Source organism: Klebsiella sp. GW_Kp181, from assembly GCF_040062315.1.
In the GTDB taxonomy this organism is placed as follows: Bacteria; Pseudomonadota; Gammaproteobacteria; order Enterobacterales; family Enterobacteriaceae; genus Klebsiella; species Klebsiella oxytoca.
On the sequence record NZ_JBEAFR010000056.1, the window covers coordinates 45,238 to 71,096 of the forward strand.

Annotated in this window: 23 protein-coding genes and 1 tRNA gene; 17 read left to right on the forward strand and 7 right to left on the reverse strand. The window is 56.2% G+C overall.

Annotated elements, in window-relative coordinates:
* Positions 1–76 precede the first annotated feature (76 nt).
* Positions 77–1,258 carry a sugar efflux transporter SetB gene (gene setB / locus ABLV11_RS13680; protein WP_026056017.1) on the forward strand — a complete coding sequence of 394 codons (1,182 nt, stop codon included), beginning with the start codon at positions 77–79 and terminating at the stop codon, positions 1,256–1,258.
* A gap of 25 nt (positions 1,259–1,283) precedes the next feature.
* On the opposite strand, the gene ABLV11_RS13685 is transcribed toward setB, so the two are convergent.
* Complete coding sequence (locus ABLV11_RS13685) at positions 1,284–1,535, reverse strand: YkgJ family cysteine cluster protein (protein WP_004103933.1); 252 nt, start codon at positions 1,533–1,535, stop codon at positions 1,284–1,286.
* Positions 1,536–1,681: 146 nt separating this feature from the next.
* Between ABLV11_RS13685 and yeiP the strand changes: the two genes are divergently transcribed.
* The 10 genes from yeiP (at position 1,682) to yejF (ending at position 14,221) form a co-directional block, all read left to right on the forward strand.
* Positions 1,682–2,254, forward strand: a complete 573-nt coding sequence (yeiP, locus tag ABLV11_RS13690; protein WP_004103935.1) for an elongation factor P-like protein YeiP — start codon at positions 1,682–1,684, stop codon at positions 2,252–2,254.
* A gap of 315 nt (positions 2,255–2,569) precedes the next feature.
* Positions 2,570–4,036, forward strand: coding sequence for a fructuronate reductase (locus ABLV11_RS13695; RefSeq protein ID WP_004103940.1), 1,467 nt, complete (start codon positions 2,570–2,572; stop codon positions 4,034–4,036).
* Between the two features lie 119 nt (positions 4,037–4,155).
* Positions 4,156–5,133, forward strand: coding sequence for a GTP-binding protein (locus tag ABLV11_RS13700; protein ID WP_004114121.1), 978 nt, complete (start codon positions 4,156–4,158; stop codon positions 5,131–5,133).
* Positions 5,134–5,169: 36 nt separating this feature from the next.
* Positions 5,170–5,883: a phosphatase PAP2 family protein gene (locus tag ABLV11_RS13705; RefSeq protein ID WP_024274498.1), complete on the forward strand. Its 714-nt coding sequence runs from the start codon at positions 5,170–5,172 to the stop codon at positions 5,881–5,883.
* 426 nt (positions 5,884–6,309) lie between these two features.
* Complete coding sequence (gene mepS, locus ABLV11_RS13710; protein ID WP_004103943.1) at positions 6,310–6,879, forward strand: bifunctional murein DD-endopeptidase/murein LD-carboxypeptidase; 570 nt, start codon at positions 6,310–6,312, stop codon at positions 6,877–6,879.
* A 183-nt stretch (positions 6,880–7,062) separates the two neighbouring features.
* Positions 7,063–8,625 carry a cyclic di-GMP phosphodiesterase gene (locus ABLV11_RS13715; RefSeq protein ID WP_004103944.1) on the forward strand — a complete coding sequence of 521 codons (1,563 nt, stop codon included), beginning with the start codon at positions 7,063–7,065 and terminating at the stop codon, positions 8,623–8,625.
* Positions 8,626–8,695: 70 nt separating this feature from the next.
* Positions 8,696–10,501: an extracellular solute-binding protein gene (locus ABLV11_RS13720; protein WP_064370696.1), complete on the forward strand. Its 1,806-nt coding sequence runs from the start codon at positions 8,696–8,698 to the stop codon at positions 10,499–10,501.
* Between the two features lie 9 nt (positions 10,502–10,510).
* Positions 10,511–11,605 carry a microcin C ABC transporter permease YejB gene (locus tag ABLV11_RS13725; RefSeq protein WP_004103946.1) on the forward strand — a complete coding sequence of 365 codons (1,095 nt, stop codon included), beginning with the start codon at positions 10,511–10,513 and terminating at the stop codon, positions 11,603–11,605.
* A complete protein-coding gene (locus tag ABLV11_RS13730; protein WP_004103948.1) occupies positions 11,605–12,630 on the forward strand; it encodes a microcin C ABC transporter permease in 1,026 nt (341 codons plus the stop codon). Before ABLV11_RS13725 ends, ABLV11_RS13730 begins: the two co-directional genes overlap by 1 nt.
* A 1-nt stretch (position 12,631) precedes the next feature.
* The gene (gene yejF, locus ABLV11_RS13735; RefSeq protein ID WP_126489355.1) at positions 12,632–14,221 is read left to right on the forward strand and encodes a microcin C ABC transporter ATP-binding protein YejF; all 1,590 of its coding nucleotides are present in this window, start codon (positions 12,632–12,634) and stop codon (positions 14,219–14,221) included.
* Between the two features lie 3 nt (positions 14,222–14,224).
* On the opposite strand, the gene ABLV11_RS13740 is transcribed toward yejF, so the two are convergent.
* The 3 genes from ABLV11_RS13740 to rsuA form a co-directional block, all read right to left on the reverse strand.
* Positions 14,225–14,569, reverse strand: coding sequence for a YejG family protein (locus ABLV11_RS13740; protein WP_004103951.1), 345 nt, complete (start codon positions 14,567–14,569; stop codon positions 14,225–14,227).
* 330 nt (positions 14,570–14,899) lie between these two features.
* The gene (locus ABLV11_RS13745; protein WP_004103952.1) at positions 14,900–16,096 is read right to left on the reverse strand and encodes a Bcr/CflA family multidrug efflux MFS transporter; all 1,197 of its coding nucleotides are present in this window, start codon (positions 16,094–16,096) and stop codon (positions 14,900–14,902) included.
* Positions 16,093–16,812, reverse strand: coding sequence for a 16S rRNA pseudouridine(516) synthase RsuA (gene rsuA / locus ABLV11_RS13750; RefSeq protein WP_004103953.1), 720 nt, complete (start codon positions 16,810–16,812; stop codon positions 16,093–16,095). The genes ABLV11_RS13745 and rsuA overlap by 4 nt, the downstream gene beginning before the upstream one ends.
* Before the next feature lie 148 nt (positions 16,813–16,960).
* Between rsuA and ABLV11_RS13755 the strand changes: the two genes are divergently transcribed.
* The gene (locus tag ABLV11_RS13755) at positions 16,961–18,718 is read left to right on the forward strand and encodes a DEAD/DEAH box helicase (RefSeq protein WP_004103954.1); all 1,758 of its coding nucleotides are present in this window, start codon (positions 16,961–16,963) and stop codon (positions 18,716–18,718) included.
* Between the two features lie 137 nt (positions 18,719–18,855).
* The gene (gene rplY, locus ABLV11_RS13760; RefSeq protein WP_004114143.1) at positions 18,856–19,140 is read left to right on the forward strand and encodes a 50S ribosomal protein L25; all 285 of its coding nucleotides are present in this window, start codon (positions 18,856–18,858) and stop codon (positions 19,138–19,140) included.
* 61 nt (positions 19,141–19,201) lie between these two features.
* On the opposite strand, the gene ABLV11_RS13765 is transcribed toward rplY, so the two are convergent.
* Positions 19,202–19,795: an NUDIX domain-containing protein gene (locus ABLV11_RS13765; protein WP_016809562.1), complete on the reverse strand. Its 594-nt coding sequence runs from the start codon at positions 19,793–19,795 to the stop codon at positions 19,202–19,204.
* Positions 19,796–19,875: 80 nt separating this feature from the next.
* Between ABLV11_RS13765 and ABLV11_RS13770 the strand changes: the two genes are divergently transcribed.
* On the forward strand, positions 19,876–20,634 hold the full coding sequence (locus ABLV11_RS13770) for a DeoR/GlpR family DNA-binding transcription regulator (RefSeq protein ID WP_204724289.1): 759 nt from the start codon (positions 19,876–19,878) through the stop codon (positions 20,632–20,634).
* Between the two features lie 49 nt (positions 20,635–20,683).
* On the opposite strand, the gene yejK is transcribed toward ABLV11_RS13770, so the two are convergent.
* On the reverse strand, positions 20,684–21,691 hold the full coding sequence (gene yejK / locus ABLV11_RS13775; RefSeq protein WP_004114145.1) for a nucleoid-associated protein YejK: 1,008 nt from the start codon (positions 21,689–21,691) through the stop codon (positions 20,684–20,686).
* Between the two features lie 178 nt (positions 21,692–21,869).
* On the opposite strand from yejK, the gene ABLV11_RS13780 reads away from it, so the two are divergent.
* The 3 genes from ABLV11_RS13780 to ABLV11_RS13790 all read left to right on the forward strand — a co-directional run bounded on the left by ABLV11_RS13780 (position 21,870) and on the right by ABLV11_RS13790 (position 24,031).
* Positions 21,870–22,097, forward strand: coding sequence for a YejL family protein (locus ABLV11_RS13780; RefSeq protein ID WP_004133900.1), 228 nt, complete (start codon positions 21,870–21,872; stop codon positions 22,095–22,097).
* A gap of 19 nt (positions 22,098–22,116) precedes the next feature.
* Positions 22,117–23,877: an LPS biosynthesis-modulating metalloenzyme YejM gene (gene yejM / locus ABLV11_RS13785; RefSeq protein ID WP_004103964.1), complete on the forward strand. Its 1,761-nt coding sequence runs from the start codon at positions 22,117–22,119 to the stop codon at positions 23,875–23,877.
* 77 nt (positions 23,878–23,954) lie between these two features.
* Positions 23,955–24,031 (forward strand) — tRNA-Pro (locus ABLV11_RS13790).
* Between the two features lie 359 nt (positions 24,032–24,390).
* Here ABLV11_RS13790 and ABLV11_RS13795 read toward each other — a convergent pair.
* The coding region (locus tag ABLV11_RS13795; RefSeq protein ID WP_348855355.1) for a type VI secretion IcmF C-terminal domain-containing protein at positions 24,391–25,859 on the reverse strand (1,469 nt) is incomplete at its 5' end.

The window sequence follows — 25,859 nt, forward strand, 5'->3', positions numbered from 1 at the left end:
TATTCGTGCCCTGGTACTGTTCATTATCTGACTGACGGCGTAAACTCCGCGACTCCTGAAACCGATGAAAGCCGACATGCAAAACAGTAGCGCCGCCCTGCCACGACGCGGGTTCGATTTAACCTCTTCCGCCTTCCTGATCGTCGCCTTCCTGACGGGCATTGCCGGGGCGCTACAAACGCCTACCCTGAGCCTGTTCCTGACTGACGAAGTTCACGTACGACCGGCGATGGTCGGCTTCTTTTTTACCGGCAGCGCGGTGATCGGCATTCTGGTGAGCCAGTTTCTCGCCGGGCGCTCAGATCGCAAAGGCGACCGCAAGCAGCTGATCGTCTTCTGCTGCCTGATGGGCGTGCTGGCCTGCGTGCTCTTCGCGTGGAATCGTAACTACTTTATTTTGCTCTTCGTCGGCGTTTTCCTCAGCAGCTTTGGTTCCACCGCGAACCCGCAGATGTTTGCCCTCGCCCGCGAACATGCGGACAAAACGGGCCGCGAGGCGGTCATGTTCAGCTCGATCCTGCGCGCTCAGGTGTCGCTGGCATGGGTCATCGGCCCGCCGCTGGCCTACGCGCTGGCGATGGGTTTCGGCTTTACGGTGATGTACCTCAGCGCGGCGATTGCCTTCGTGGTCTGCGGCGCGATAGTCTGGTTTTTTCTCCCCAGCATGCGCAAAGAGCCGAAGGTGGTGACGGGACATCTTGAAGCGCCGCGCACCAACCGCCGCGACGCGCTGCTGCTGTTTATCATCTGTACGCTGATGTGGGGAATTAACAGCCTGTACATCATTAACATGCCGCTGTTCATTATTAATGAGCTGCATTTACCTGAAAAACTGGCGGGATTAATGATGGGCACCGCCGCCGGGCTGGAAATCCCGACCATGCTGATTGCGGGTTACTACGCCAAACGTTTCGGTAAGCGTTTCCTGATGCAGATCTCTGCGGTTGCCGGGGTGCTGTTCTATGTCGGCATGCTAACCGTACACACCCCGGGACTTCTGCTGGCCCTGCAGGTGCTGAATGCTATTTTTATCGGCATTCTGGCCGGTATCGGTATGCTCTATTTTCAGGACCTGATGCCAGGCCAGGCCGGTGCGGCCACGACCCTCTATACCAATACTATCCGCGTTGGCTGGATTATTGCCGGTTCGCTGGCGGGGGTCGTTGCGGAAGTCTGGAGCTATCACGCCGTATTCTGGATTGCGCTGGTGATGGGCCTCGCCACTCAGGCCTGCCTGTGGCGCATTAAAGACGTATAAAGGGTGTCCGTGCGGGCTTCCGACGTCACGAAGTACTCAGCTCAAGATGAAGAAGCCAGATCATGGCTTCTTCGCGATTTGTGGCGCACATCTCCGCTTCCGGCTTCAGGCTGGCGCACACTTTGGGCCTCAACGGCGAGCCAAAAATCGCGCACAGGTTATTGTCCGAAAGCTGTATACAGCGGGTATTTGCCGGTTTGCCCTGCGGCATACCCGGGATAGGGCTGGAGATAGAAGGAGCGATACAGCAAGCTCCGCATTCAGGGCGGCATTCCATAATCGACTCTTCCGATAGGCTTTTGCGGCCCAGCCTAAACGTTTTACCCGAAGATAGCAAAACACACGAATTCCGCTTGCCTGAAAGGCCCGGCGCGAGTAGTTTTACGCGATATTTTCGACCCTTTAAGTGACAGGATTACTGCAATGCCAAGAGCGAATGAAATTAAGAAAGGTATGGTGCTGAATTACAACGGCAAACTGCTGATTGTTAAAAATATTGATATTCAGTCACCGAGCGCCCGCGGCGCAGCGACGCTGTACAAAATGCGTTTCTCCGATGTGCGCACCGGCCTGAAAGTGGAAGAGCGCTTCAAAGGCGACGACATTGTCGATACCGTTACCCTGACCCGCCGCTTCGTTGACTTCTCCTATATCGATGGCAATGAATACGTCTTTATGGATAAAGAAGATTACACCCCGTATATCTTCACCAAAGAGCAAATCGAAGAAGAGCTGCTGTTTATGCCGGAAGGCGGCATGCCTGACATGCAGGTTCTGACCTGGGACGGCCAACTGCTGGCGCTGGAACTGCCGCAGACCGTGGATCTGGAAATCATTGAGACGGCGCCGGGCATCAAAGGCGCATCCGCCAGCGCCCGCAACAAACCGGCTACCCTCAGCACCGGCCTGGTCGTTCAGGTGCCAGAATACCTCAGCGCGGGCGAGCGCATTCGTATTCATATCGAAGAGAGCCGCTACATGGGCCGTGCGGACTAAATCCAGCCTTTAAAGTCAGTGCAAAATGCAAAAGACAGTCAATGGCTGTCTTTTTGCTTCTTAATGCGCGCCATACGGCTGTTGGCCCTTCATCATCGCCAGGCTATCCCCTACAAAACCTCCCAAAGTTGTCATACCAATAGCGACGAAATTATCGCTAATTTCCCGCTCCTGTTAGCAGGATCTTCGCTAAACAGCGCTCGATTGCTTGATCAAGCTCACACTAAGCGGATAAACAAGGCTCACCAATTTAATTTGTTGTCATATAACTTTACACTAGAGATGTTAATTATCGGTTAATCAGGTGTATTAAGAATGACTACCATTGCGACGGCCACGCTGCCGGAAGGCGTACAGCTCCCTCATTATGACCGCAGCCAGCTGCGCTCACGTATTGTGCATTTCGGCTTTGGCGCTTTTCATCGCGCGCATCAGGCGCTACTCACCGATCGGGTGCTTAACGCCAGCGGCGGAGACTGGGGGATTTGTGAGATTAGCCTGTTCAGCGGCGATCGGCTGATGAGCCAGCTTCGCCAGCAAAACCACCTGTTTACCGTGCTGGAAAAAGGCGCAGAGGGCAGCCAGCCAATTGTTGTCGGCGCCGTGCATGAATGTCTGAACGCTAAACTCGATTCGCTCGCCGCTATTATTGAGAAATTTTGTGAACCGCAGGTGGCGATTGTCTCTCTGACCATTACCGAAAAAGGCTACTGCATCGACCCCGCCAGCGGCCTGCTGGATATGACGCAGCCGCGTATTATTCACGATCTGCAAAACCCGACTTTGCCGCAATCGGTTCCTGGAATACTGGTTGAAGCGCTGGCGCGCCGCCGTCAGCGAGGGCTGTCACCCTTTACCGTGCTCTCCTGCGACAATATCCCTGATAATGGACATGTAGTGAAAAACGCCGTGCTGGGCATGGCTGAAAAACGCGATCCGCAGCTGGCACAGTGGATTGCTGAGCACGTCAGCTTCCCCGGCACCATGGTTGATCGCATCGTACCAGCCGCCACCGAGGAGTCGCTGGCGGAAATTCGCGCTGCGTTGGGCGTAGAAGATCCCTGCGCCATCAGCTGCGAACCCTTTATTCAGTGGGTTATTGAAGATAACTTCGTGGCCGGTCGCCCGGACTGGGAAACGGCGGGCGTTCAGATGACCGACGACGTTTTACCGTGGGAGCAGATGAAGCTGCGGATGCTCAACGGTAGCCACTCGTTCCTCGCCTGGCTTGGCTACCTGGCGGGCCATGCGCATATTAGCGACTGCATGCAGGATCCGATTTTTCACAGCGCCGCATACCGGCTGATGGTTGATGAACAGGCGCCGACGCTATCCATTCAGGGCGTTGACCTGTCGGCATACGCTGACAGCCTGATCGAACGTTTCAGCAACCCGGCGCTGAAGCACCGCACCTGGCAAATCGCCATGGACGGTAGCCAGAAGCTGCCGCAACGTATGCTTGACGGAATTCGCGTCCATCTTGCGCAAGAGAGCCGCTGGCCGCTACTGGCGCTGGGCGTCGCTGGCTGGATGCGCTATGTTAGCGGCGTGGATGACGCCGGAGCCGTCATTGATATTCGCGATCCGCTGGCCGATAAAATACACCACCTCGTTGCCACCAGCGATGAGCGACAGCGCGTAGCGGCGCTGCTTACGCTTGAGGAGATCTTCGGCCGCGACCTGCCGCAGAATCCGCAGTTCGTCGCTGATGTCACCGCCGCGTGGCATCAGCTCGCCGCTTTTGGCGCGCGCCAGGCCGTCGCCGCCGCGCTGAATGATTAACAATTTCTGCCTTTAAGCGGACGGAGCGCCTTTCTGTCCGCGTTAACGCTTCTCTTTTCCCCTTTTTTTCGTCAGGATAGCCTCAACTGTTACAACATTACATTTATCCTGGAGAAAAAGTGACCAAAACCAACTTGATCACGGGGTTTCTCGGCAGCGGTAAGACCACTTCCATTCTGCACCTGCTGGCCAATAAGCCCGCAAATGAAAAATGGGCCGTACTGGTCAACGAGTTTGGCGAAGTGGGCATTGACGGCGCGCTGCTGGCGGAAAGCGGCGCGCTGCTGAAAGAGATCCCCGGCGGCTGCATGTGCTGCGTTAACGGCCTGCCGATGCAGGTTGGGCTCAACACCCTGCTGCGCCAGGGCAAACCTGACCGTCTGCTGATAGAACCCACCGGACTAGGCCATCCTAAACAGATCCTCGATATGCTGACCGCGCCGGTCTACGCGCCGTGGATCGATCTGCGCGCCACCCTGTGCATATTGGACCCGCGTCAGCTGCTGGACGAAAAAGTCGTGAGCAACGAAAACTTTCGCGACCAGCTGGCTGCCGCTGACGTTATTGTCAGCAATAAAGCCGACCGCTCGACGGAGGAGAGCCAGCGCGCTTTTGTCGCCTGGCGTGAGGCGTACGCCGGTGAGCGTCGCTGCGTCAGCGCTAGCCAAGGTAATATCGACCCGGAGCTGCTTGATTTGCCGCGCCGCAATCTGGCGCCGCTACCCGCAGGGGTCGGGCATGCGCACGACCACGGGCAGAAAAAAGGCCTTGCCGCGCTTAGCCTTCCCGCGCACCAGCGCTGGCGTCGTAGCCTCAATAGCGCTCAGGGCTATCACGCCTGCGGCTGGATTTTTGACGCTGAAACCGTCTTCGATACCGTCGCTCTGCTTGAATGGGCGCGCCTGGCGCCGGTTGGACGAGTTAAAGGCGTCATGCGTATTGCCGAAGGGCTGGTTCGTATCAATCGCCAGCAGCTCGATCTGCATATTGAGACGCAAAACGTTGCCCCGCCCGATAGCCGTATTGAGCTGATAGCCGATACGGAAACGGACTGGAATGCTCTTCAGGCCTCTTTGTTGAAGATTCGTTTAACTTAGGGCGGCTATGGTTGCCGTCGTTTTACACAACACGCGATAGTTATGATTAAAAATCGAATTCCCCTCATCCTGCTGTTAAACGCGGCAGGTATAGCGCTTTTCTGTTCATGGTATCTTCCGGTTAACCATGGTTTCTGGGCTCCGCTGGACGCGGCGATTTTCTATTTCTTTAACCACCTGGTCGGCGTCAACACCGCTTACACCTGGCTGTTGGCGGTTATCAACAACCGCGCGTTTGACGCCTGTTCGCTGCTGGCGATGGGCAGCCTGATGCTGAGCTTCTGGTTTAAAGAACAGAGCGCCGGACGCCGCCGGGTGATTATCATCGGCCTGGTGATGCTGCTGGCTGCCGTCATTATCAATCAGCTGGCCCAGCACCTGATGCCGGTGAAGCGAGCCAGCCCTTCGCTCTCGTTCACCGATATCACTAAAGTCAGCGATGTCATCTCCTTTCCGACTAAAGATGCGTCTAAAGACAGCTTCCCGGGCGATCACGGCATGATGCTGCTGATTTTTGCCTCTTTCATGTGGCGCTATTTTGGCCGTCGCGCCTTCGCTATTGCGCTGGTTATCTTTGTGGTGTTCGCTTTCCCGCGGGTGATGATCGGCGCGCACTGGTTTACCGATATTGCCGTCGGATCATTAACGGCCGTGCTCATTGGCGCTCCCTGGGTGTTGATGACCCCACTGAGCGATAAAGTGATTACTTTATTTGAACGTTACCTCCCCGGCGGAAGAACGAAAATTTAAAGTCATCTTTACAATTAATTAATATCATTCATAAGGGATCGTTCTGGGTCCCTTTTTTTATCATCTCACTCTTTCTCACCCGCCATCATCTTGCTGTCACATTAATCCTGTTAAAAATGAGTAAATTGCATATTTTTTACCCATCCCTGCCGCTATTTTGGCCTTTGCCGATGATTCACTTTTTGTCGCAAAAATACTTATAAGAAAATGCGCAAAACCGCTCGCCATCCCCCGTTCGATCGGGTAACCTCAATCTCGTTTTGCCTCTCCAGCAACATCAATTCAGATAATGAATAAATTTGTGCGTCAGGCCACAATTTTATGCTTACGGAATTGTCTCATTGCGACCAGGTAATTAGGCTCTAACACGTTTGGCATTTTTTATAACGACATTGTCGTTAAGGACAACAAGGGATAACACACAGCATGGTCAAATCTCAGCCGATTTTGAGATATATCTTGCGGGTCGCCCCCGCGATTGCAGTTGCGGTTCTGCTTTCCGCGTGTAGTTCAAATAGTACCGCCAGAAATATGCATTCTGAGACGCTTGCTGTGGGTAGTGGCGATTTATCATCACTGCAAGCCTCTCAGGATGAATTTGAAACCATGGTCCGCAACCTGGACGTTAAGTCCCGTTTGATGGATCAATATGCCAGCTGGAAGGGCGTGCGTTACCGCCTCGGCGGCAGCACTCGCAAAGGCATTGATTGTTCCGCCTTTGTGCAGCGTACTTTCCGTGAACAGTTTGGCCTGGAGCTGCCGCGTTCGACTTCTGAGCAGCAGGATTCCGGAAAATCCATTAGCCGTTCACAGCTGCGTACCGGTGATTTAGTACTGTTCCGTGCGGGTTCAACGGGCCGTCATGTAGGCATCTACATCGGCAACAACCAGTTTGTTCATGCTTCCACCAGCAGCGGTGTGACGATTTCCAGCATGGATGAGCCGTACTGGAAAAAGCGCTATAACGAAGCGCGACGCGTTCTGAGCCGCTCGTAATCTCTTCTGCCGTTGGTTATTCCCTTGGCCAACGGAAGAAACAAAACACTGCTGAAGCAGTGTTTTTTTTTGCTCGCCAGCCAATAAACTTCGTAAAATAGGCTATCTCTTGAAGCGACGACAGAAAAAGCATGTTTCTGTTAGCGCATTGCGCGAATCAACCACACGGACTGCCTGGAGCCTATGCCTACCCGTCACCTCTCTCCCCGGCGAAAAATCTGGCTAACCAGCATATGCGTTGGCATAGCCGTCGCCCTGCTGGCCGGTAGCATCCAGTTTATGGTGATCTATCACAACCGCGCGGAGCGTTTCGACGTTATCATCAACAATGTTCATGCTTATCTGACGGGCTATTTTCACGATTTAGACCAGACGATTGCGGGACTACAGCCGCTGGTGAGTCAGCCCTGCGAAAATATCGATTCCGGATTAACCGCCCATGCGGCATTCAGCCCAAACGTACGCGCTTTCCTGCTGGTTAAAAATGGTATTGCGTTTTGCTCCTCCGCCACCGGTGCAATGAACACACCTTTTAACCAGCTCATTCCACAGCTGGATATCACTCAAGCGGTGGATATGGCGATCCTTCCCGGTACGCCCATGATGCCGAAAAGCGCGGCGCTGGCGATGTGGGTTCGTAGCCCGCACGGCGGTAAAGACGGCGTTTTTGTCTCGATCAATGCGAATCTGACACCCTATATACTCTACTCCTCACGGCAGAATGATTTCAGCGGCCTGGCGCTGTCCATTAAGCACACCGCGATCTCGACCTTCAGCAACAAGCTTATCGACCCGCAGACCCTGCTCTCGCCGCCTATTCGCCAGACGCAGATTGAGGGTTTACCGTTGAAAATCTATCTCTATGCTAACAGCTGGCTGGCGGAGAATACGCAGTTTGCCCTGCTGCTGGGGGTGGTGTGCGGGCTGCTGGCCGGACTGTTAAGCTATTACATTCTCACGATAAAATCAGACCCGCGAAAGGAGCTGCTGCTGGCGATCAAAAACGATCAGTTTTACCTGGTCTATCAGCCGGTGGTGAAATCGGAGACGCTGCAGATCAGCGGCGTTGAGGTACTGATGCGCTGGAAACATCCGGTGGCCGGAGAGATCCCCCCTGACGTCTTTATTAATCTTGCGGAAACCCAGCAGATCATCATTCCGCTTACTCGCCACCTCTTAAAACTGATTGCGCACGATGCGCCTGTTTTGCAGACGCTCCTGCCCGCAGGGATCAAGCTTGGGATCAATATTTCCCCCCTTCATCTGCACGCAGAGAGCTTTCAGCAGGACCTTAAGCACTTCGCCGCCGCCATGCCAGCCGACCACTTTAAGCTGGTACTGGAGATCACCGAGCGCGCGATGATCGATAAAAATCGTTCATTAGAGAACTTCGACTGGCTGCACGAGCAGGGTTTTGAAATCGCGATTGATGATTTTGGTACCGGCCATAGCGCGCTCATCTATCTGGAGCGCTTTAGCTTTGATTACCTGAAGATTGATCGCGGCTTCGTACAGGCTATCGGGACGGAGACCGTGACCTCGCCGGTGCTCGATGCCGTCATCACTCTAAGCCGCCGCCTGAAGCTCGCTACCGTTGCCGAAGGCGTGGAAACGCAGGAACAGGCGGAATGGCTGCGCGATCATGGCGTAAACTTTTTGCAGGGCTACTGGTTAAGTCGCCCGCTGACGCTGGAAGCGCTGATCGCCGCCCACGCGCAGCCGGCGAAATATTTCCCAACCCGCTAAGTGTCCTTTATTATTTGCTATCAGAGGTCAGGCCACTTCAGGCCTGTCATTGGAGGACGATACCCTGGTTATGTTTGCCCGCATCAGCCTGATACTGCTGACCTTATTTAGCCTGCACAGCCGGGCGCAAACTATTCTGACGAGCGATACGTTCGCGATTATCGGCCAACCGAAGTACGCCGCGGGCTTTGACCACTACGATTATGCGAATCCCGCCGCGCCTAAAGGCGGCGCGATTACCCTTGCGGCTATCGGTACCTTTGATAATTTCAACCGCTACGCCCTGCGCGGTAATCCGGGTATTCGAACCGAAGCGCTATACGATACGCTGTTCACCACCTCTGACGATGAGCCCGGCAGTTACTACCCGCTGATTGCCGAGCATACGCGCTATGCCGATGATTTTTCGTGGATGGAGATTACGCTCAATCCGCACGCCCGCTATCACGACGGCAGTCCCATCACCGCCAGCGATGTCGCTTTTACCTTCCAGAAGTTTATGACCGAAGGGGTGCCGCAGTTTCGTCTCTATTATAAAGGCACTACCGTTAAAGCTATCGCCCCGCTAACCGTTCGCATTGAGTTAGCCAAACCGGGCAAAGAGAACATGCTTAGCCTGATGACGCTACCGGTGATGCCGGAAAAATTCTGGAAAAACCATAAACTCAGCGACCCGCTCTCCGCTCCACCGCTGGCCAGCGGCCCCTACCGCATTACCGCCTGGCGCATGGGCCAGTACATCACCTATTCCCGCGTGAAGGACTACTGGGCCGCCGATTTACCGGTCAACCGCGGGCGCTGGAATTTCGATACGCTACGCTACGATTATTACCTTGATGACAATGTCGCCTTCGAAGCCTTTAAGGCCGGCGCTGTCGATCGTCGGGAAGAGAACGTCGCCAAAAACTGGGCGACCCGCTACGTCGGGCGCAACTTTAGCCACGGCTATATTGTTAAAGACGAATACACCAATACCTCGGCGCAAAATACCCAGTGGCTGGCCTTTAACATTCAGCGCCCGATATTTGCCGACCGCCGGATTCGCGAGGCCATCACCCTCGCCTTTGATTTTGAATGGATGAATAAGGCGCTGTTCTATCACTCCTACAGCCGCGCCAACAGCTTCTTTCAGAATACCGAATACGCGGCGCGCGATTATCCTGATGCCGACGAGCTCGCCCTGCTGACGCCGCTGAAAAAAGAGATCCCGGCCGAAGTCTTCACGCAGATTTACCGGCCGCCGGTTTCCAGCGGCGATGGTTTTGCACGGGAGAATTTACTCAAAGCGGATGCCATCCTCAACCAGGCGGGATGGATAGTGAAAAACCAGCGGCGGGTAAACGCGCAGAGCGGCAAACCGTTACGCTTTGAGCTGCTGCTCCCCTCCGGCAGCAGCGATCGCTGGGTACTGCCATTTCAGCACAATCTTCAGCGGCTCGGCATCGTTATGGACATTCGCCAGGTCGATAACTCCCAGTACAGTAACCGCAAGCGCAGCCGGGATTACGACATGATGCCAAACGTCTGGCGCGCGTCGCCCTGGCCCGACACCGGCCTGCAAATCTCCTGGGATTCGGAATATATTAATTCCAGCTATAACGCCTCAGGGGTTCAAAGCCCGGCCGTCGACCAGCTTATTGCGCAGATCATTCGCTGGCAGGGCAACAAGGAAAAACTGCTGCCGCTGGGCCGGGCCCTCGACCGCGTGCTGACCTGGAACTATTACATGCTGCCGATGTGGTATATGGCGCAGGATCGCACCGCCTACTGGGATAAATTCTCCTTCCCGAAGACTCGCGCGATTTACTCATCCGGTTTCGAAAACTGGTGGTACGACGCCAACAAAGCGGCCAGACTTCCCGCGGACAGACGTTAAGGAATTAAGATGGGTGCATATCTGCTCCGCCGACTACTGCTCATCGTCCCCACCCTGTGGGCGATTATCACCATTAACTTTTTCATTGTGCAAATCGCTCCCGGCGGCCCGGTCGATCAAGCGATTGCGGCGATAGAGTTCGGCGATCGCGGCGGTCTGCCCGGAGCCGGAGACGGCGGGATGGCCGCCAGCCATGCGCGTACCGGCGTCAGCAACATCAGCGACGGCCACTATCGAGGTGGGCGCGGGCTGGACCCGGAAGTCATCGCCGAAATAACCCACCGCTACGGCTTTGATAAGCCTCTCCACGAGCGCTATTTTAAAATGCTCGGCGACTACCTGCGCTTTGATTTTGGCGACAGCCTGTTTCGCAGCTCATCGGTCGTGCAGCTGATCGGGGACAGCCTGCCGGTCTCTATCTCGCTGGGCTTGTGGAGCACGCTCATCATCTATCTGGTGTCGATCCCGCTGGGGATCCGCAAAGCGGTCAGCAACGGCAGCCATTTTGACGTCTGGAGCAGTACGCTGATTATTATCGGCTATGCGATCCCGGCCTTTCTGTTCGCCATTTTGTTGATTGTTATCTTTGCCGGCGGCAGCTATTTCGATCTCTTTCCGCTGCGCGGGCTGGTGTCAGCCAACTTCGACAGCCTGCCGTGGTATCAAAAAATCCTCGACTATCTCTGGCATATCACCCTACCGGTGCTGGCCACGGTGATCGGCGGTTTTGCCGCCCTCACCATGCTCACCAAAAACAGCTTTCTCGACGAAATTCGCAAGCAGTACGTCGTCACCGCTCGCGCAAAGGGCGTTAGCGAAAAGCAGATCCTGTGGGGCCACGTATTTCGCAACGCGATGCTGCTGGTGATCGCCGGTTTCCCGGCCACCTTTATCAGCATGTTTTTTACCGGCTCGCTGCTGATTGAAGTGATGTTCTCGCTGAACGGACTGGGGCTGCTGGGCTATGAAGCTACGGTATCTCGTGATTACCCGGTCATGTTCGGCACGCTGTATATTTTTACCCTGATTGGCCTGCTGCTGAATATCATCAGCGACATCAGCTATACGCTGGTCGATCCGCGTATCGATTTTGAGGGCCGCTAATGTCATTTTTCAGTCCCGTCAATCAGGCCCGCTGGGCGCGCTTTCGCCACAACCGCCGCGGCTACTGGTCGCTTTGGTTATTCTTGGTCATTTTCGCCTGCAGCCTGTGCGCCGAGCTGATTGCTAACGATAAACCGCTGCTGGTGCAGTACCGCGGCAGTCTCTACGTACCGTTATTAAAAAACTATAGCGAGAGCACCTTCGGCGGCCGCTTTGCTACTGCCGCAGACTATCAGGACCCGTGGCTGCAAAAACGGCTGGACGATAACGGCTGGGCCCTGTGGGCGCCGGTTCGCTTCGGCGCAACGACCATTAATTTCGCCACCGAAACCCCCTTCCCTTCGCCGCCGTCAAGGCTGAACTGGCTGGGCACCGATGCCAACGGCGGCGACGTGCTGGCGCGTATTCTGTACGGCACGCGCATTTCCATTCTCTTTGGCCTGCTGCTGACCTTCTTCTCCAGCGTGCTGGGGGTGATGGCCGGCGCCGTTCAGGGATATTACGGCGGAAAAATTGATCTCTGGGGACAGCGCTTTATCGAGGTCTGGTCGGGGATGCCGACCCTGTTTCTGATTATCCTGCTTTCGAGCGTCGTGCAGGCCAATTTCTGGTGGCTGCTGGCCATTACTGTGCTGTTCGGCTGGATGACGCTGGTCGGGGTCGTCCGCGCCGAGTTTCTGCGCACCCGCAACTATGATTATATCCGCGCCGCGCAGGCGCTCGGCGTTAGCGATCGCGCCATTATTCTGCGCCATATGCTGCCTAACGCTATGGTCGCCACCCTGACCTTCCTGCCGTTTATTCTGTGCAGTTCGATTACGACTCTGACCTCGCTGGACTTCCTCGGCTTCGGCCTGCCGCTGGGCTCTCCTTCGCTGGGCGAGCTGCTGTTGCAGGGTAAAAATAATCTTCAGGCGCCGTGGCTGGGCATCGCCGCCTTTCTGTCGGTAGCGCTCCTGCTGACGTTATTGATTTTTATCGGTGAAGCGGTTCGCGACGCTTTTGACCCAAGCAAGGCGGTGTAGCATGACGCAACCTCTGTTAGATATCGACAACCTTTCCATCGCCTTTCGCCAGCAGGGGGAAACCACCACCGTGGTCAGCGAGCTGTCGCTACGCATTGCGGTCGGTGAAACCCTGGCGCTGGTGGGCGAATCCGGCTCCGGTAAGAGCGTTTCCGCGCTGTCGATACTGCGGCTGCTGCCCTCGCCGCCGGTCAGCTACCCCACAGGGGATATCCGCTTTCACGGCCAGTCGCTGCTACACGCCGATGAACATACGCTGCGCAGCGTGCGCGGCAACCGCATCGCGATGATTTTTCAGGAGCCGATGGTTTCACTCAATCCGCTGCATACCCTCGAAAAACAGCTCTACGAAGTGCTCTCTTTGCATCGCGGGATGCGTAAAGAAGCGGCGCGCGGAGAGATCCTCGACTGTCTGGATCGCGTTGGGATCCGCAATGCGCTGCGGCGTCTGGCCGACTACCCGCACCAGCTTTCCGGCGGCGAACGCCAGCGGGTAATGATCGCCATGGCGCTGTTGACTCGTCCGGAGCTGCTCATCGCCGACGAACCCACGACCGCGCTGGATGTGTCGGTACAGGCGCAAATCCTCGCGCTGCTGCGCGAACTCAAGCAAGAGTTAAATATGGGGCTGCTATTTATCACCCATAACCTGAGCATCGTTCGTCAGCTTGCCGATCGCGTCGCGGTGATGCAGAACGGCCGCTGCGTGGAGCAAAACGGCTGCCGGGCACTATTCTCCGCTGCCGAACACCCTTACACCCGCCGCCTGCTGGACAGCGAGCCGTCGGGCGATCCCGTGCCCCTCGCGCCGGATGCGCCAGAATTACTGCGGGCGGAAAACTTAAGTATCGCCTTTCCGATCCGCAAAGGGCTTCTGCGGCGGGTGGTCGATCATAATCGCGTGGTTAACGCCCTCAGCTTTCAATTGCGCGCGGGAGAAACGCTGGGTCTGGTCGGCGAATCCGGATCGGGCAAGAGTACTACAGGGCTGGCGCTGCTGCGCCTGATTCATTCTGAAGGCGCAATCGTCTTTGACGGCGAGACGCTTCAGGGGCGCAGCCGTCGGCAGATGCTGCCGCTGCGTCGACGCATGCAGGTAGTCTTTCAGGATCCCAACTCATCGCTAAACCCACGGCTTAACGTTCTGCAAATTATTGAAGAAGGATTGCGCGTCCATCAGCCAACGCTCACGCCGGCCGAGCGAGAGCAGGCGGTGATTCAGGCGATGCAGGAGGTCGGTCTCGATCCGCAATCCCGGCATCGCTACCCTGCCGCTTTCTCCGGCGGACAGCGCCAGCGCATCGCTATCGCCAGGGCGCTGGTCGTCAAACCGCAGCTAATCGTGCTGGATGAGCCCACCTCTTCGCTGGATAAAACCGTGCAGGCGCAAATTCTGGCGCTGCTGAAGGCGCTACAGCAAAAGCATCAGCTGGCCTATATTTTCATCAGCCATGATTTGCGCGTCGTGCGTGCGCTTTGTCATCAGGTAATGGTGCTGCGGCAGGGAGAGGTCGTCGAGCAGGGTGAGTGCGAACGCGTGTTTACCGCTCCGCAACAGGAGTATACCCGTCAGTTGCTGGCGTTAAGCTGACGGTCAGAATGGGTTGTTGCCGGAGAACGGTTCTGCAATCGCCACGCCGAAATTTTTCAGCCGGCAGGTTGCCGCGAATTCGTCCTGACGATTAACAAACAGGCACGGTTCGCCCTCGCATTCAACAACGGAACTGTCGACTTCGATGTCGCTCAGCGCCTGGCTGAGTTTATGCATAACCGGCCAGGCCTTATCGCCATCGGGGCTAAGTAATTTCAACGCCACAAGGCTATTTTCGCTCTGAGCGCCGTTTTGCGGAATCGGTTCAACTCTTGAACCTGCAAAACCGGCCAGCCAGCGATAGCTCTGCGGCAGACGGTGTACGATAGAGAGTTGCAGTGTATTCACGTGTTTTCCCCGGAAGCAAAATACTTCACAATAATTTTACAACAATACTAACACATTATTGACAATTAGTCCTGTTCCTGCACCGAAAACGCTTACACCAGCGGCATAGCCGTGTTAGTGGTTTGTAATATAAAAGTTTATAATTGTGCAGAGTGAACATCTTCGGGCTATATGTACCCGTTTCTGTGATCTAAAACAACTTTTTTATCGCAATAATGCGACTAATTGAGCGATTTGATTTTACATAAAAGAAACAAATTGCTGAACAGAGAAGCCGGTTTCGGTTGATATGTATCAAAAAAGGGGGCGATATCGCCCCCTGGAAGTCGCTTATCGTGCGGCTTTTCGCCGCCGACTGGCATAGAGGTAGAACAGAATAGAGCTGCTGGCGCAGAAGGCGATGGAAATCAGCATTGGCCAGGCCGTGGTAAAGGTCGCCATCGACAGCAGCGCGCCGACAATAGCGCCAATCCCAAAGCGGAACGTCCCAGCCAGCGAGGAGGCCGTCCCGGCCATATGCGGAAACTCATCGAGAATAACCGCCATCGCGTTGGAGGAGACCATCGAAACGCAGCCGATGAAAGCCGCCACGCCAAACACCAGCGCCCAGAAGCCGACGTCAAACAGCGCACACACCACCATCCATACCGCCATCGCAAACTGGATCCACAGCCCCGCGCGGAACATATTCAGCGCCCCAACCCGCCGCACAAACCGGCTGTTGATCATGGTCATGACAAACAGGAAAACCACGTTCAGCGCAAAATAGTAGCCAAAGTGCTGCGGTGAAACGTGGTTGATATTGATATAGACAAACGGGCCAGCGCTCAGAAACGAGAACATCCCGGCAAAGCTAAATCCGCTTGCCAGCATATAACTCAGCACGCGCTTATGGCGAAACAGGGTGGCGAAGTTGCCAAGCGTAGTGCGAATATGAAATTTCTGTCGCCGTTCCGGCGGCAGGGTTTCGCTAATGAAAAATGCGATCATCGCCGACGCTAACAGGGCCGCCAGCGCGAGGATCCAGAAGATCGCATGCCAGCTAAACCATACCAGCACCGCTCCGCCGACCATCGGCGCCACCAGCGGCGCAACGGTGGTGACCAGCATGACGAACGACATCATCCGCGAGAACTCTTCCTTGGGATAGATATCGCGCATCAGGGCGTTAATCACCACGCTTGCCGCTGCGGCTGCCAGGCCGTGGAAAAAGCGCATGGTAATCAGCATATCGATAGTCTGCGACAGCGCGCAGGCCACCGCCGCCGCGGCAAAAATGAGCGTCCCGCCTAGTATCACCGGTTTACGGCCAAGACTATCCGCCATCGGGCCATATAAAAGCTGGCCCAGCGCAAAGCCCAGAATATAGGTACTGAGCGTCATCTGCGCGCTGCCGTCCGGCACATTAAACTGGGCCGCAATCACCGGCAGCGCCGGAAGATACATATCAATCGACAGCGGCATTAACATGGCCAGCAGGCCAAGAATAAACACAATCCCTAATGAAGAATTCTGCTTTGCCGTCACGTTTTACTCCGCGCATGTTGGCCGCCGACGCTGGCGACTTCTTCTGCCGTCAGCGGACGATATTCACCCGGCGCCAGCGAAGCATCCAGCGCAATGTCGCCAATGCGTTCGCGATGCAGGCCAACCACATGATTCCCCACGGCGGCAAACATCCGCTTAACCTGATGGTAACGCCCTTCGCTAATGGTCAGGCGGACTTCGGTCGGTGTCACCACTTCCAGCACCGCAGGCCTGGTCAGCTCTTTCTCATTATGCAGCTGAACGCCTTTAGCAAACTGCCCGGCAGTGGAGTCATCAACCGGATTTTCCAGCGTCACCAGATAGGTTTTTTCGCAATGGTGGCGCGGAGACGTAATGCGGTGCGACCACTGACCATCGTCGGTCATCAGCACCAGACCGGTGGTGTCGATATCCAGACGACCGGCAGCATGCAGCTTGTGCGCCACCGGCTCATCGAGGAAATAGAGTACCGTCGGATGATCCGGATCGTCGGTAGAACAAACGTAACCCTGCGGCTTGTTGAGCATAAAGTAGCGCGGGCCGTTCTGCTGAACCAGCGTATTGCCGTCATACTCGACGTCATGCTCCGGCTGAAGCTTGAAGGAGGAGTCTTTTACAATTTCGCCGTCCACGGTAACGCGGCTGCCGCGGATTTCACGCCCGGCAATAGCCCGACTAACGCCAAGTTGCTGAGCGATAAACTTATCAAGTCGCATGAGATTTTTTTAGCCTGTACAAGTGCTGGAGCGGGCAACGCGCCCGAAAAAGAAGAATTTCATGGGGTAGTATAACGGGCTATTAACACCACTCAAGGGAAAAGATTCGTGGCATACTATTCGCGAGTTAATTAACCGCCATAAATTCATGACATTTACATTACGTCCCTACCAAAAAGAGGCGGTCGACGCCACGCTCGCCTGGTTTCGCCGCCATCATGAACCTGCCGCGATTGTCCTGCCAACAGGCGCAGGTAAAAGCCTGGTCATTGCTGAACTCGCACGCCTGGCGCGCGGTCGCGTGCTGGTGCTGGCGCACGTAAAAGAGCTGGTGGCGCAGAACCACGCCAAGTATTGCGCGCTCGGCCTGGAAGCGGATATTTTCGCCGCGGGCCTTAAACGGAAAGAGAGCCACGGTAAAGTGGTCTTTGGCAGCGTGCAGTCGGTAGCCCGTAACCTTGACCAGTTTCAGGGGGAGTTCTCGCTGCTGATCGTCGACGAGTGTCACCGCATCGGCGACGATAATGACAGCCAGTATCAGCAGATTATCAGCCACCTTCAGCAGGTCAATCCGCATCTGCGCCTGCTGGGGCTGACCGCAACGCCGTTTCGCCTGGGTAAAGGTTGGATTTATCAGTTTCACTATCACGGCATGGTGCGCGGTGATGAAAAAGCGCTGTTTCGCGACTGCATTTATGAACTGCCGCTGCGCTATATGATTAAGAATGGCTACCTGACGCCGCCGGAGCGGCTGGACATGCCGGTGGTTCAATACGACTTCAGCCGTTTACAGGCGCAAAGTAACGGCCTGTTCAGCGAAGCCGATCTGAATCACGAGCTGAAAAAGCAGCAGCGCGTCACGCCGCATATCGTCAGCCAAATCGTTGAATTCGCCGAAACGCGCAAAGGGGTGATGATTTTCGCCGCCACCGTTGAACACGCCCGTGAAGTGACCGGGTTGCTTCCGCAGGGCGAGGCGGCTCTTATCACCGGTGAAACGCCGGGGCCGGAGCGCGATCGCATCATCGAAGCGTTTAAAGCGCAGCAGTACCGCTATCTGGTTAACGTCGCGGTGTTGACGACCGGCTTTGATGCGCCGCATGTCGATCTGATCGCCATCCTGCGCCCGACCGAGTCGGTGAGCCTTTACCAACAGATCGTCGGCCGTGGCCTGCGCCTGGCGCCGGGTAAAACTGACTGCCTGATTCTCGATTACGCCGGCAATCCGCACGACCTTTATGCCCCTGAAGTGGGAACGCCGAAAGGAAAAAGCGACAACGTACCGGTCCAGGTTTTTTGTCCGGCATGCGGTTTCGCCAATACCTTCTGGGGAAAAACCACCGCTGACGGCACGCTGATTGAACACTTTGGCCGCCGCTGCCAGGGCTGGTTTGAGGATGACGAAGGCCATCGTGAACAGTGCGATTTTCGTTTTCGCTTTAAAAACTGCCCGCAGTGTAACGCGGAAAACGATATTGCCGCCCGCCGCTGCCGCGAGTGCGATACCATTCTGGTCGACCCCGATGACATGCTGAAAGCCGCGCTGAAGCTCAAAGATGCGCTGGTGCTGCGCTGTAGCGGTATGGTTCTTCAGCACGGTGCGGATGACAAAGGCGCCTGGTTAAAAATCACCTATTACGATGAAGATGGCGCGGATGTTAGTGAGCGCTTCCGCCTGCATACGCCCGCCCAGCGTACCGCCTTTGAGCAGCTCTTTATCCGACCGCATACCCGAACGCCGGGCGTGCCGCTGCGCTGGATAACGCCTGCCGATATCCTCGCCCAGCAGGCGCTTCTGCGCCACCCGGACTTTGTCGTTGCCCGCATGAAGGGGCAATACTGGCAGGTCCGGGAGAAAGTGTTTGATTATCAGGGGCGATTCCGCCGGGCCAACGAACTGCGCTAATCGTCCTCAGGACTGAGGTTTTGGTTGCTGCAAAAACGCAGGGCGGCTATAATGCCGCCCGCTTTTGCATTCGCGAAGCAGATAATCTGCCTGCTGCTGGGTCGCCTGTAGCAGGATTTATATATAGAGAGACATCAATGTTTACTATCAACGCAGAAGTACGTAAAGAGCAGGGTAAGGGTGCGAGCCGCCGCCTGCGTGCAGCTAACAAATTCCCGGCCATCATCTATGGCGGCGAAGCTGCGCCAGTAGCAATCGAACTGGATCACGACAAAGTGTGGAACATGCAGACCAATGCAGAGTTCTACAACGAAGTTCTGACCATCGTTGTTGATGGCAAAGAAGAGAAAGTTAAAGCTCAGGCTGTTCAGCGTCACCCGTTCAAGCCGAAGCTGACCCACATCGACTTCGTTCGCGCTTAATCGCTCGCTGAAAGTTGTATGGCAAACGCCCCGCTCCGCAAGGTTCGGGGCGTTTTGTTTATTAGGCGAGTAGCGTTGAGGCATTCAGCGCGAGATGCTGCAACAGCATAATCGTTTTCGCATCGACGATTTCTCCTTCGCGAATAGCCTGCAGCGCTTTTTCCAGCGGCCACTCCAGCACTTCGATATCTTCTCCCTCCGTCGCCAGGCCGCCACCGTCGCTGCGCCGATCGTCGGCAGAGTATTCAGCGATGAAAAAGTAAAGCTTCTCCGTCACCGAACCGGGACTCATATAAGCGGTAAATACCGGCTCGATCCGGGTGACGCGAAAACCGGTCTCTTCTTCGGCCTCGGCAACGATGCGTTCTTCCGGAGAAGCGTCATCCAGCAGTCCTGCGGCGGCTTCGATCAAAAACCCATCATGACCGTTAATCCATACCGGAAAGCGAAACTGACGGACCAGCACTACCGTTTGCTTTTCACGATTGTAGAGCAGGATCACCGCGCCGTTGCCGCGATCGTAAGCTTCCCGACTCTGCTCCTGCCAGCGCCCGTCACGGCGCAGTAGTTCAAAGGTATATTTCTTGAGCGTGTACCAGTTGTCCGATAATAGCGTTTCGCGGATATGGCGAACGCGCGGTGCGTCAGCGTGCATGTTTTTCCCCTTTTAGGTGACAGCGAGCAACATAACATGCATAATCGTGCACAAACAAGATCACTCATGAAGGTATTTTGATGCTTGCCAGCCAGAGAAAACAGCAGATTTTGCAGATCCTCGCTGAGGAAAAACAGGTGATGTCAGGCGATCTTAGCCAGCGCTTCAGCGTCTCAGAAGACTCTATTCGCCGGGATCTGCGGGAGCTGGCAGCGGAAGGCAAACTGCAGCGCGTGCACGGCGGGGCGCTGCCGGTATCCGAAGCCATCGCGCCTATTGAAACAAGAAAGAACGTGCAGATGGCCTCAAAGCTAACTATTGCCCAGCGCGCGGTTGAGCTTATTAAGCCCGGTCAGGTGGTGATTATCGACGGAGGCACGACTACCGGAGAGATGGTGCGCCTGCTGCCCGATAACCTCGCGTGTACCGTGGTCACCCATAGCCCGGGGATTGCCGTCGCGCTGGTGGAGAAACCGCTTATCGAGGTGATTTTGATCGGCGGCCGGTTGTTTAAGCATTCGATCGTCAGCGTCGGGGCCGCGGCCCTTGAAAGCATTTCCCGCATCAATGCCGATCTGTTTTTCATGGGCGTTACCGGCGTGCACCCGCGGGCGGGATTAACCACCGGTGATTATGAAGAAGCGGGCATCAAGCGCGCGCTTGCGGCACAGGCAGCCGAAACGGTGGTGATGGCGTCGCAAGAAAAGCTGAACTCCGCTTCGGCCTTTGCTATCGGCGAGCTGGGGGGCGTCAGTACGCTGATCGTGGATACGACTCTCGACGAGGCGCTGCGACAGCAGCTAACCCTGAATGGGGTGGAAATCCTCTACGCGCTGTAGGGCGGGTCTGACGCTAAAAAATCCCGACTCGGCGTCGGGATTTTGCATTTTAATTTCCGCCAGAAGTGCGGCGCTGGAGCTGATCGCGCAGATTCGGCGGCGTGCCTTTAATGGTTAAGGTATCCGTAGCCGGATCCCAGAACACCCGCTCGCCCAGCAGCATAGCGTCAAAGTTGATAGTTAACCCGCCGCCGCTGCCGGCAAACTTGGTTAACTGACGCAAAGTGCTGCGATCCGCCGGGAAGCTCTCTTCCAGCTCGTAACCTTGCTCGGCGGTAAATTCCTGGAAGGTCTTCTCGCTGACGCCAGCCAGCTCTTTGGACAGCGATTCCAGTTCGATTTCCTCACCGGCCTGCAGCTGTTCGTTGCAGTAGCTGTATACCTGCTGACGTACGTTCTGACGTTCAGATTTGTCCAGCTGCGCATCGGCGGCGAAATCATCCAGCGCCTGCAGCAGGCCGCGATTTTGCGCTTTCGCATTCAGCCCTTCGCTGGCGCCGAGGAAGTCCATGAAGAAATCCGCCACTTTGCGCCCTACCCGCCCCTTCAGGAAGGTCAAATAGCGCGTTGACTCCGGGTTGGTTTCCCATTCGGTTAAATCAATACGCGCCACGATGTCAGCGTGATTGATATCCAGATAATGGGTAGAACTGATATCCAGCTCTTCGTTGACGCGCATGCTGCTTAAGTTATTCAGCACCGCCACCATCAGGTATTCCACCGCCAGATAGCGATACTGGCAAAACAGCACGATCCCGCCTTCAGCAAAAGGGTATTTTGCCAGTTCGTCACGCAGGCGCCCGGTAGCGGCGCGGCTGAACGGCAGGAACTCTTCTTCGCCTTTACGCTGCCCGCGCAGCGCCTGCGCCAGCTCGCTCTCTTCAGTAAACAGGCCATAGGCTTTATTTTTTGCGCTGTAGACACGATGCAGCTCAGCCATCATCTCAACAACCGTCGCCGTCGGCTCCAGCAACGATTCGCGCAGCACCAGTTCCAGATTTTGTTCATCACGTTTGATTAACTGATGCAGGGCAATCTGGTCGATATCCAGACTCATGTTAAACTCTCCTTTTAGACCGGGCGGTATTCAACCACCGCCGGGGCGACGACGCAACCGCCGCGTGACTCTTTGCGAGCGAAGCCGCGCGCTTTTGCGTCGTGGCGAAAAAATGCGGAAAAAAAGCTTCTGCTACGGTAATATGTTGCCCTTTCACGAACAAACAGATTTTGAGTTTATGCCGCAATTATCCCGCTATAGCGATGAACACGTCGAACAGCTGCTCAGCGAGCTGACGAGCGTTCTGGAAACACATAAAGCGCCCGTTGACCTTTCACTGATGGTTCTGGGCAATATGGTGACTAACCTGATCAACAGTAGCGTCGCGCCGGCGCAGCGTCAGGCCATCGCCCGTTCTTTTGCCCAGGCGCTGCAGTCATCTATCAACGACGATCCAGCGCACTAAGGATAACGAACAACAGTATATGGTGACTCTTCGTCAGCCCTACCGAGAAAAAGTCTCCCAGATGGTCAGTTGGGGACACTGGTTCGCCCTTTTCAACATGTTGTTGGCTATGGCGCTCGGCAGTCGCTATCTGTTTGTCGCCGACTGGCCAACGACGCTTGCCGGGCGCCTTTTTTCGTACGTCAGCCTCGTTGGTCACTTCAGCTTCCTGGTCTTTACCAGCTATGTGCTGATTCTTTTCCCGCTAACGTTTATCGTTGTCTCTCAGCGCTTAATGCGCTTTATCTCGGTGGTTCTCGCGACCATCGGCATGACGCTGCTGTTGATCGACAGCGAAGTATTCACCCGTTTCCACCTGCATCTTAATCCCTTTGTCTGGGAACTGGTCATTAACCCCGATCAGAACGAGATGGCGCGCGACTGGCAGCTGATGTTTATCAGCGTCCCGATCATCTTCCTTCTGGAAATGCTCTTTGCGACCTGGAGCTGGCAGAAACTGCGCAGCCTGACGCGCCGCCGCCACTATGCCCGGCCCGTTGCGTGGTTCTTCTTTATTTCTTTTATCAGTAGCCACCTGGTCTATATCTGGGCGGATGCCAATTTCTATCGCCCGATAACCATGCAGCGGGCCAATCTGCCGCTTTCCTATCCAATGACGGCGCGCCGTTTTCTGGAAAAACACGGCCTGCTCGACGCGCAGGACTATCAACGCCGTCTGGTAGAACAAGGCGCACCGGAAGCCGTTTCGGTGCAGTACCCGCTTAGCGAACTGCGTTACCGCGATCTCGGTACCGGTTATAACGTGCTGCTGATTACCGTCGATAATCTTAACTACTCGCGCTTTGAGCAAAACATGCCGGCGCTGACCGGGTTCGCGAAAGAAAACGTTAACTTTACCCAGCATATGAGCTCCGGTAACACTGCCGACAGCGGCATGTTTGGCCTGTTCTACGGTATTTCGCCGAGCTATATGGACGGCGTCCTGTCAGCGCGTATCCCCGCAGCGCTGATTACGTCGCTGAATCAGCAGGGCTACCAGTTGGGCCTGTTCTCTTCTGACGGTTTTAGCAGCCCGCTGTACCGCCAGGCGCTGCTGTCCGATTTCTCGCTGCCGGCGGCGAAAGCGCAAAGCGACGAGCAGACGGCAAACCAGTGGATAAACTGGCTGGACCGCTACGCCCAGGATGAAAACCGCTGGTTCTCATGGGTTGCGCTCAACGGCACCACTCTGGATAACGGGCAGCAGCAAAACTTTGTCCGGCGCTACGCCAGCGCCGCTGGCGCGGTCGATACGCAAATTGGTCGCGTGCTGAATGCGCTGCGCGAAGCGGGCAAGCTGGACAACACGGTGGTTATTGTGACGGCGGGCCACGGCATGCCGCTGAACCCACAGCATGACGCGTTTGGCTGGTCGCGCGAAGAGCTTCAGGTTCCGTTGGTGATCCATTGGCCTGGCACCCCGGCCCAGGAGATCGCTACGCTGACCGATAATAAAGACGTGATGACGACGCTGATGCAGCGCTTACTTCACGTCTCCACACCGGCGAATGAGTATTCGCAAGGTGAAGACCTGTTTAGCGCCGCCCGCCGCCGCGCCTGGGTTACCGCAGCCAATAGCGATACGCTGGCCATTACCACGCCGAAGGTTACCGTCGTGCTCAATCACAACGGTACCTACAGAACATGGAACAGCGACGGCGAGAAAATTAAAGATCAAAAACCGCAGCTCAGCTTGCTGCTGCAGGTGCTGACCGATGAAAAACGCTTTATCGCTAACTGATTGATTATTTATAAATCAATCAGTCATTTCCCGGCTTGCATTCGCCTGGGGAACGGGTAATATTGTTCCCCACAAATCGGCACGTAGCGCAGCCTGGTAGCGCACCGTCATGGGGTGTCGGGGGTCGGAGGTTCAAATCCTCTCGTGCCGACCAAATAATCCCAGTAAAACCAGCCTTTTAAGGCTGGTTTTTTTATGCCTGTTTTTCGAGCGGGGTGAAATTGGGGTGTTTCGTTCAGCGCAGAGGCTTACAGATACTGCCGCCGTTTCAGATAGCGAACAAGCCTCCTGCTACCGGACATACATTCGTGGCATCGCGCTCCGGGCATCTGCTGAAAGATTTTCGACATATCAAGCCGACCGTTTCCCGTCAGGATGTAAATGCAGTGACGCGCCAGTTGAGAGAATGCGCTGCACGTTGTCCAGTATCGGCAGACCTGGCTGATGACTTCTTCTTTCTTTTTTATTTCTGTCCAGCGTCAGGCGCTACGATCGTGGCCGCCGCCGGGTTCACTATTCACTCATCTCCCCCGCGTCATATCCCTCTTCATCCGTGCGGCCGGCTGCCGGGACACCGGCGCTGAATATCTGCGCCGGCAGCCTGAAGTTGCGCAGTTTCAGCAGCGCCAGCGGACCGTCGCCCAGCTCCGTGCGCAGCAGCCACTGCAGCTGTCGCCTGTCCGGCGCGGTGACGGTCAGCCGGTACAGCCCGTCCCCCGCTTTCTGCCGCACCATCGGCTCCAGCATCCGGATGACGCCCCACGGGCCGCTGTGGTTTGCATACAGACGGCTTCCCGCCGTCGTTGACGTCCAGGTCAGCATCGCCCCCGGTTTATTCATCACCCCCGGCCAGCGGAAGCGCTGCCAGTCGGCCAGCTGGTTAAAATAGTGCAGCGTCTGCCCGTCAAGCGTCAGCGCTGTTTCCACCACTTCCCGCATCGCCACCCCCTGCATTTCAAAGCTGATGCCCTGGCTGCCGTCGGTGAACAGAATATCGGACAGCTGGCTGAGCTGGTTCACCGCGTTCAGGAAGGCCGGGCTGAAGGTCAGCCCCTGGCTGCGGGTGCTGTCCGCCACCCAGTCGCTGCCCTCCCGGCGCAGCACCCCGCCCAGCTCCGTACTGAGAAAACGGTCAATACGTCCGGTATCGCGGCGGATAAACGCCGCCAGCATCGGCAGCGAAGCGTCGCTCTTCCCGGCCGCAAAGGGATAGCGCCCCTGAAACGCCGCATTCCAGTTCGCGACCACGGAGCGCTGCCACGCCTCGTTCAGGCTGGCCGCCGACGGCTGCAGTACCGCCTCCCGGACCTGAGTCAGCGGCTGAACAAACATCGTCTGCCCGAAACCGCGCCACGCCTCACCGAGGCTGGCCGCCACCAGGCTGCCGTACTCCTGCGTGTCGGTCAGCTCCACGCTCCGGCCCCGGAACACCGTCTGCGCCAGCTGCTGCATCATCGCCTGCGGGTCGGCGGCATTCGCCACCTGCTGAAGTTTCAGGCGCACGCGGGTGATGCGGGTGAGCCAGGTCTGTAAGCTGAGCGAGCTGTCGGCAGCCATCACCTTCTGCGCGCTGTTTTTGCCCGTCAGGGTCAGCAGCGGGCCGAAGGTGCTGTCCAGCGGGCCGCGAGGACCGGCTGCCTGCTGGTCAATGACCGGCTTTTTATCCTTACCCGGCAGATTTTTCGCCGTCCTCATCAGGAAATCAGAGATAGCCTCCCCCTGCTCTCCGGCCTGCCCCTGCCAGGCCAGAGTGTTCATCAGCGCAATCAGCGGCGACTGGCGGACATCGCCGGTCAGGGTGAGCTGGTCGGTGACATCGGTGATGTTGTGCGCCGGATTCAGCCGGATGCTGTTAAGGAAGTTCAGCCACGCTCCGGCAAAATCGGTAAAGTAGCGGTTCGTCAGCCGCTGTTTCAGCGCCTCCGGCGAGACATCCGTGGACACGGTGTTACGGTTGTCGCTCAGCACCCAGTCGATTTCAT

Coding starts and splice junctions, on each gene's coding strand:
- yeiP (WP_004103935.1), top strand. CDS start 1,682: ATGCCAAGAGCGAATGAAATTAAGAAAGGTATGGTGCTGAATTACAAC.
- mepS (WP_004103943.1), top strand. CDS start 6,310: ATGGTCAAATCTCAGCCGATTTTGAGATATATCTTGCGGGTCGCCCCC.
- yejM (WP_004103964.1), top strand. CDS start 22,117: ATGGTGACTCTTCGTCAGCCCTACCGAGAAAAAGTCTCCCAGATGGTC.
- rsuA (WP_004103953.1), bottom strand. CDS start 16,812: ATGCGACTTGATAAGTTTATCGCTCAGCAACTTGGCGTTAGTCGGGCT.
- ABLV11_RS13780 (WP_004133900.1), top strand. CDS start 21,870: ATGCCGCAATTATCCCGCTATAGCGATGAACACGTCGAACAGCTGCTC.
- ABLV11_RS13755 (WP_004103954.1), top strand. CDS start 16,961: ATGACATTTACATTACGTCCCTACCAAAAAGAGGCGGTCGACGCCACG.
- yejK (WP_004114145.1), bottom strand. CDS start 21,691: ATGAGTCTGGATATCGACCAGATTGCCCTGCATCAGTTAATCAAACGT.
- ABLV11_RS13725 (WP_004103946.1), top strand. CDS start 10,511: ATGGGTGCATATCTGCTCCGCCGACTACTGCTCATCGTCCCCACCCTG.
- ABLV11_RS13715 (WP_004103944.1), top strand. CDS start 7,063: ATGCCTACCCGTCACCTCTCTCCCCGGCGAAAAATCTGGCTAACCAGC.
- ABLV11_RS13695 (WP_004103940.1), top strand. CDS start 2,570: ATGACTACCATTGCGACGGCCACGCTGCCGGAAGGCGTACAGCTCCCT.
- ABLV11_RS13685 (WP_004103933.1), bottom strand. CDS start 1,535: ATGGAATGCCGCCCTGAATGCGGAGCTTGCTGTATCGCTCCTTCTATC.
- ABLV11_RS13770 (WP_204724289.1), top strand. CDS start 19,876: ATGCTTGCCAGCCAGAGAAAACAGCAGATTTTGCAGATCCTCGCTGAG.
- ABLV11_RS13730 (WP_004103948.1), top strand. CDS start 11,605: ATGTCATTTTTCAGTCCCGTCAATCAGGCCCGCTGGGCGCGCTTTCGC.
- rplY (WP_004114143.1), top strand. CDS start 18,856: ATGTTTACTATCAACGCAGAAGTACGTAAAGAGCAGGGTAAGGGTGCG.
- yejF (WP_126489355.1), top strand. CDS start 12,632: ATGACGCAACCTCTGTTAGATATCGACAACCTTTCCATCGCCTTTCGC.
- ABLV11_RS13720 (WP_064370696.1), top strand. CDS start 8,696: ATGTTTGCCCGCATCAGCCTGATACTGCTGACCTTATTTAGCCTGCAC.
- ABLV11_RS13765 (WP_016809562.1), bottom strand. CDS start 19,795: ATGCACGCTGACGCACCGCGCGTTCGCCATATCCGCGAAACGCTATTA.
- setB (WP_026056017.1), top strand. CDS start 77: ATGCAAAACAGTAGCGCCGCCCTGCCACGACGCGGGTTCGATTTAACC.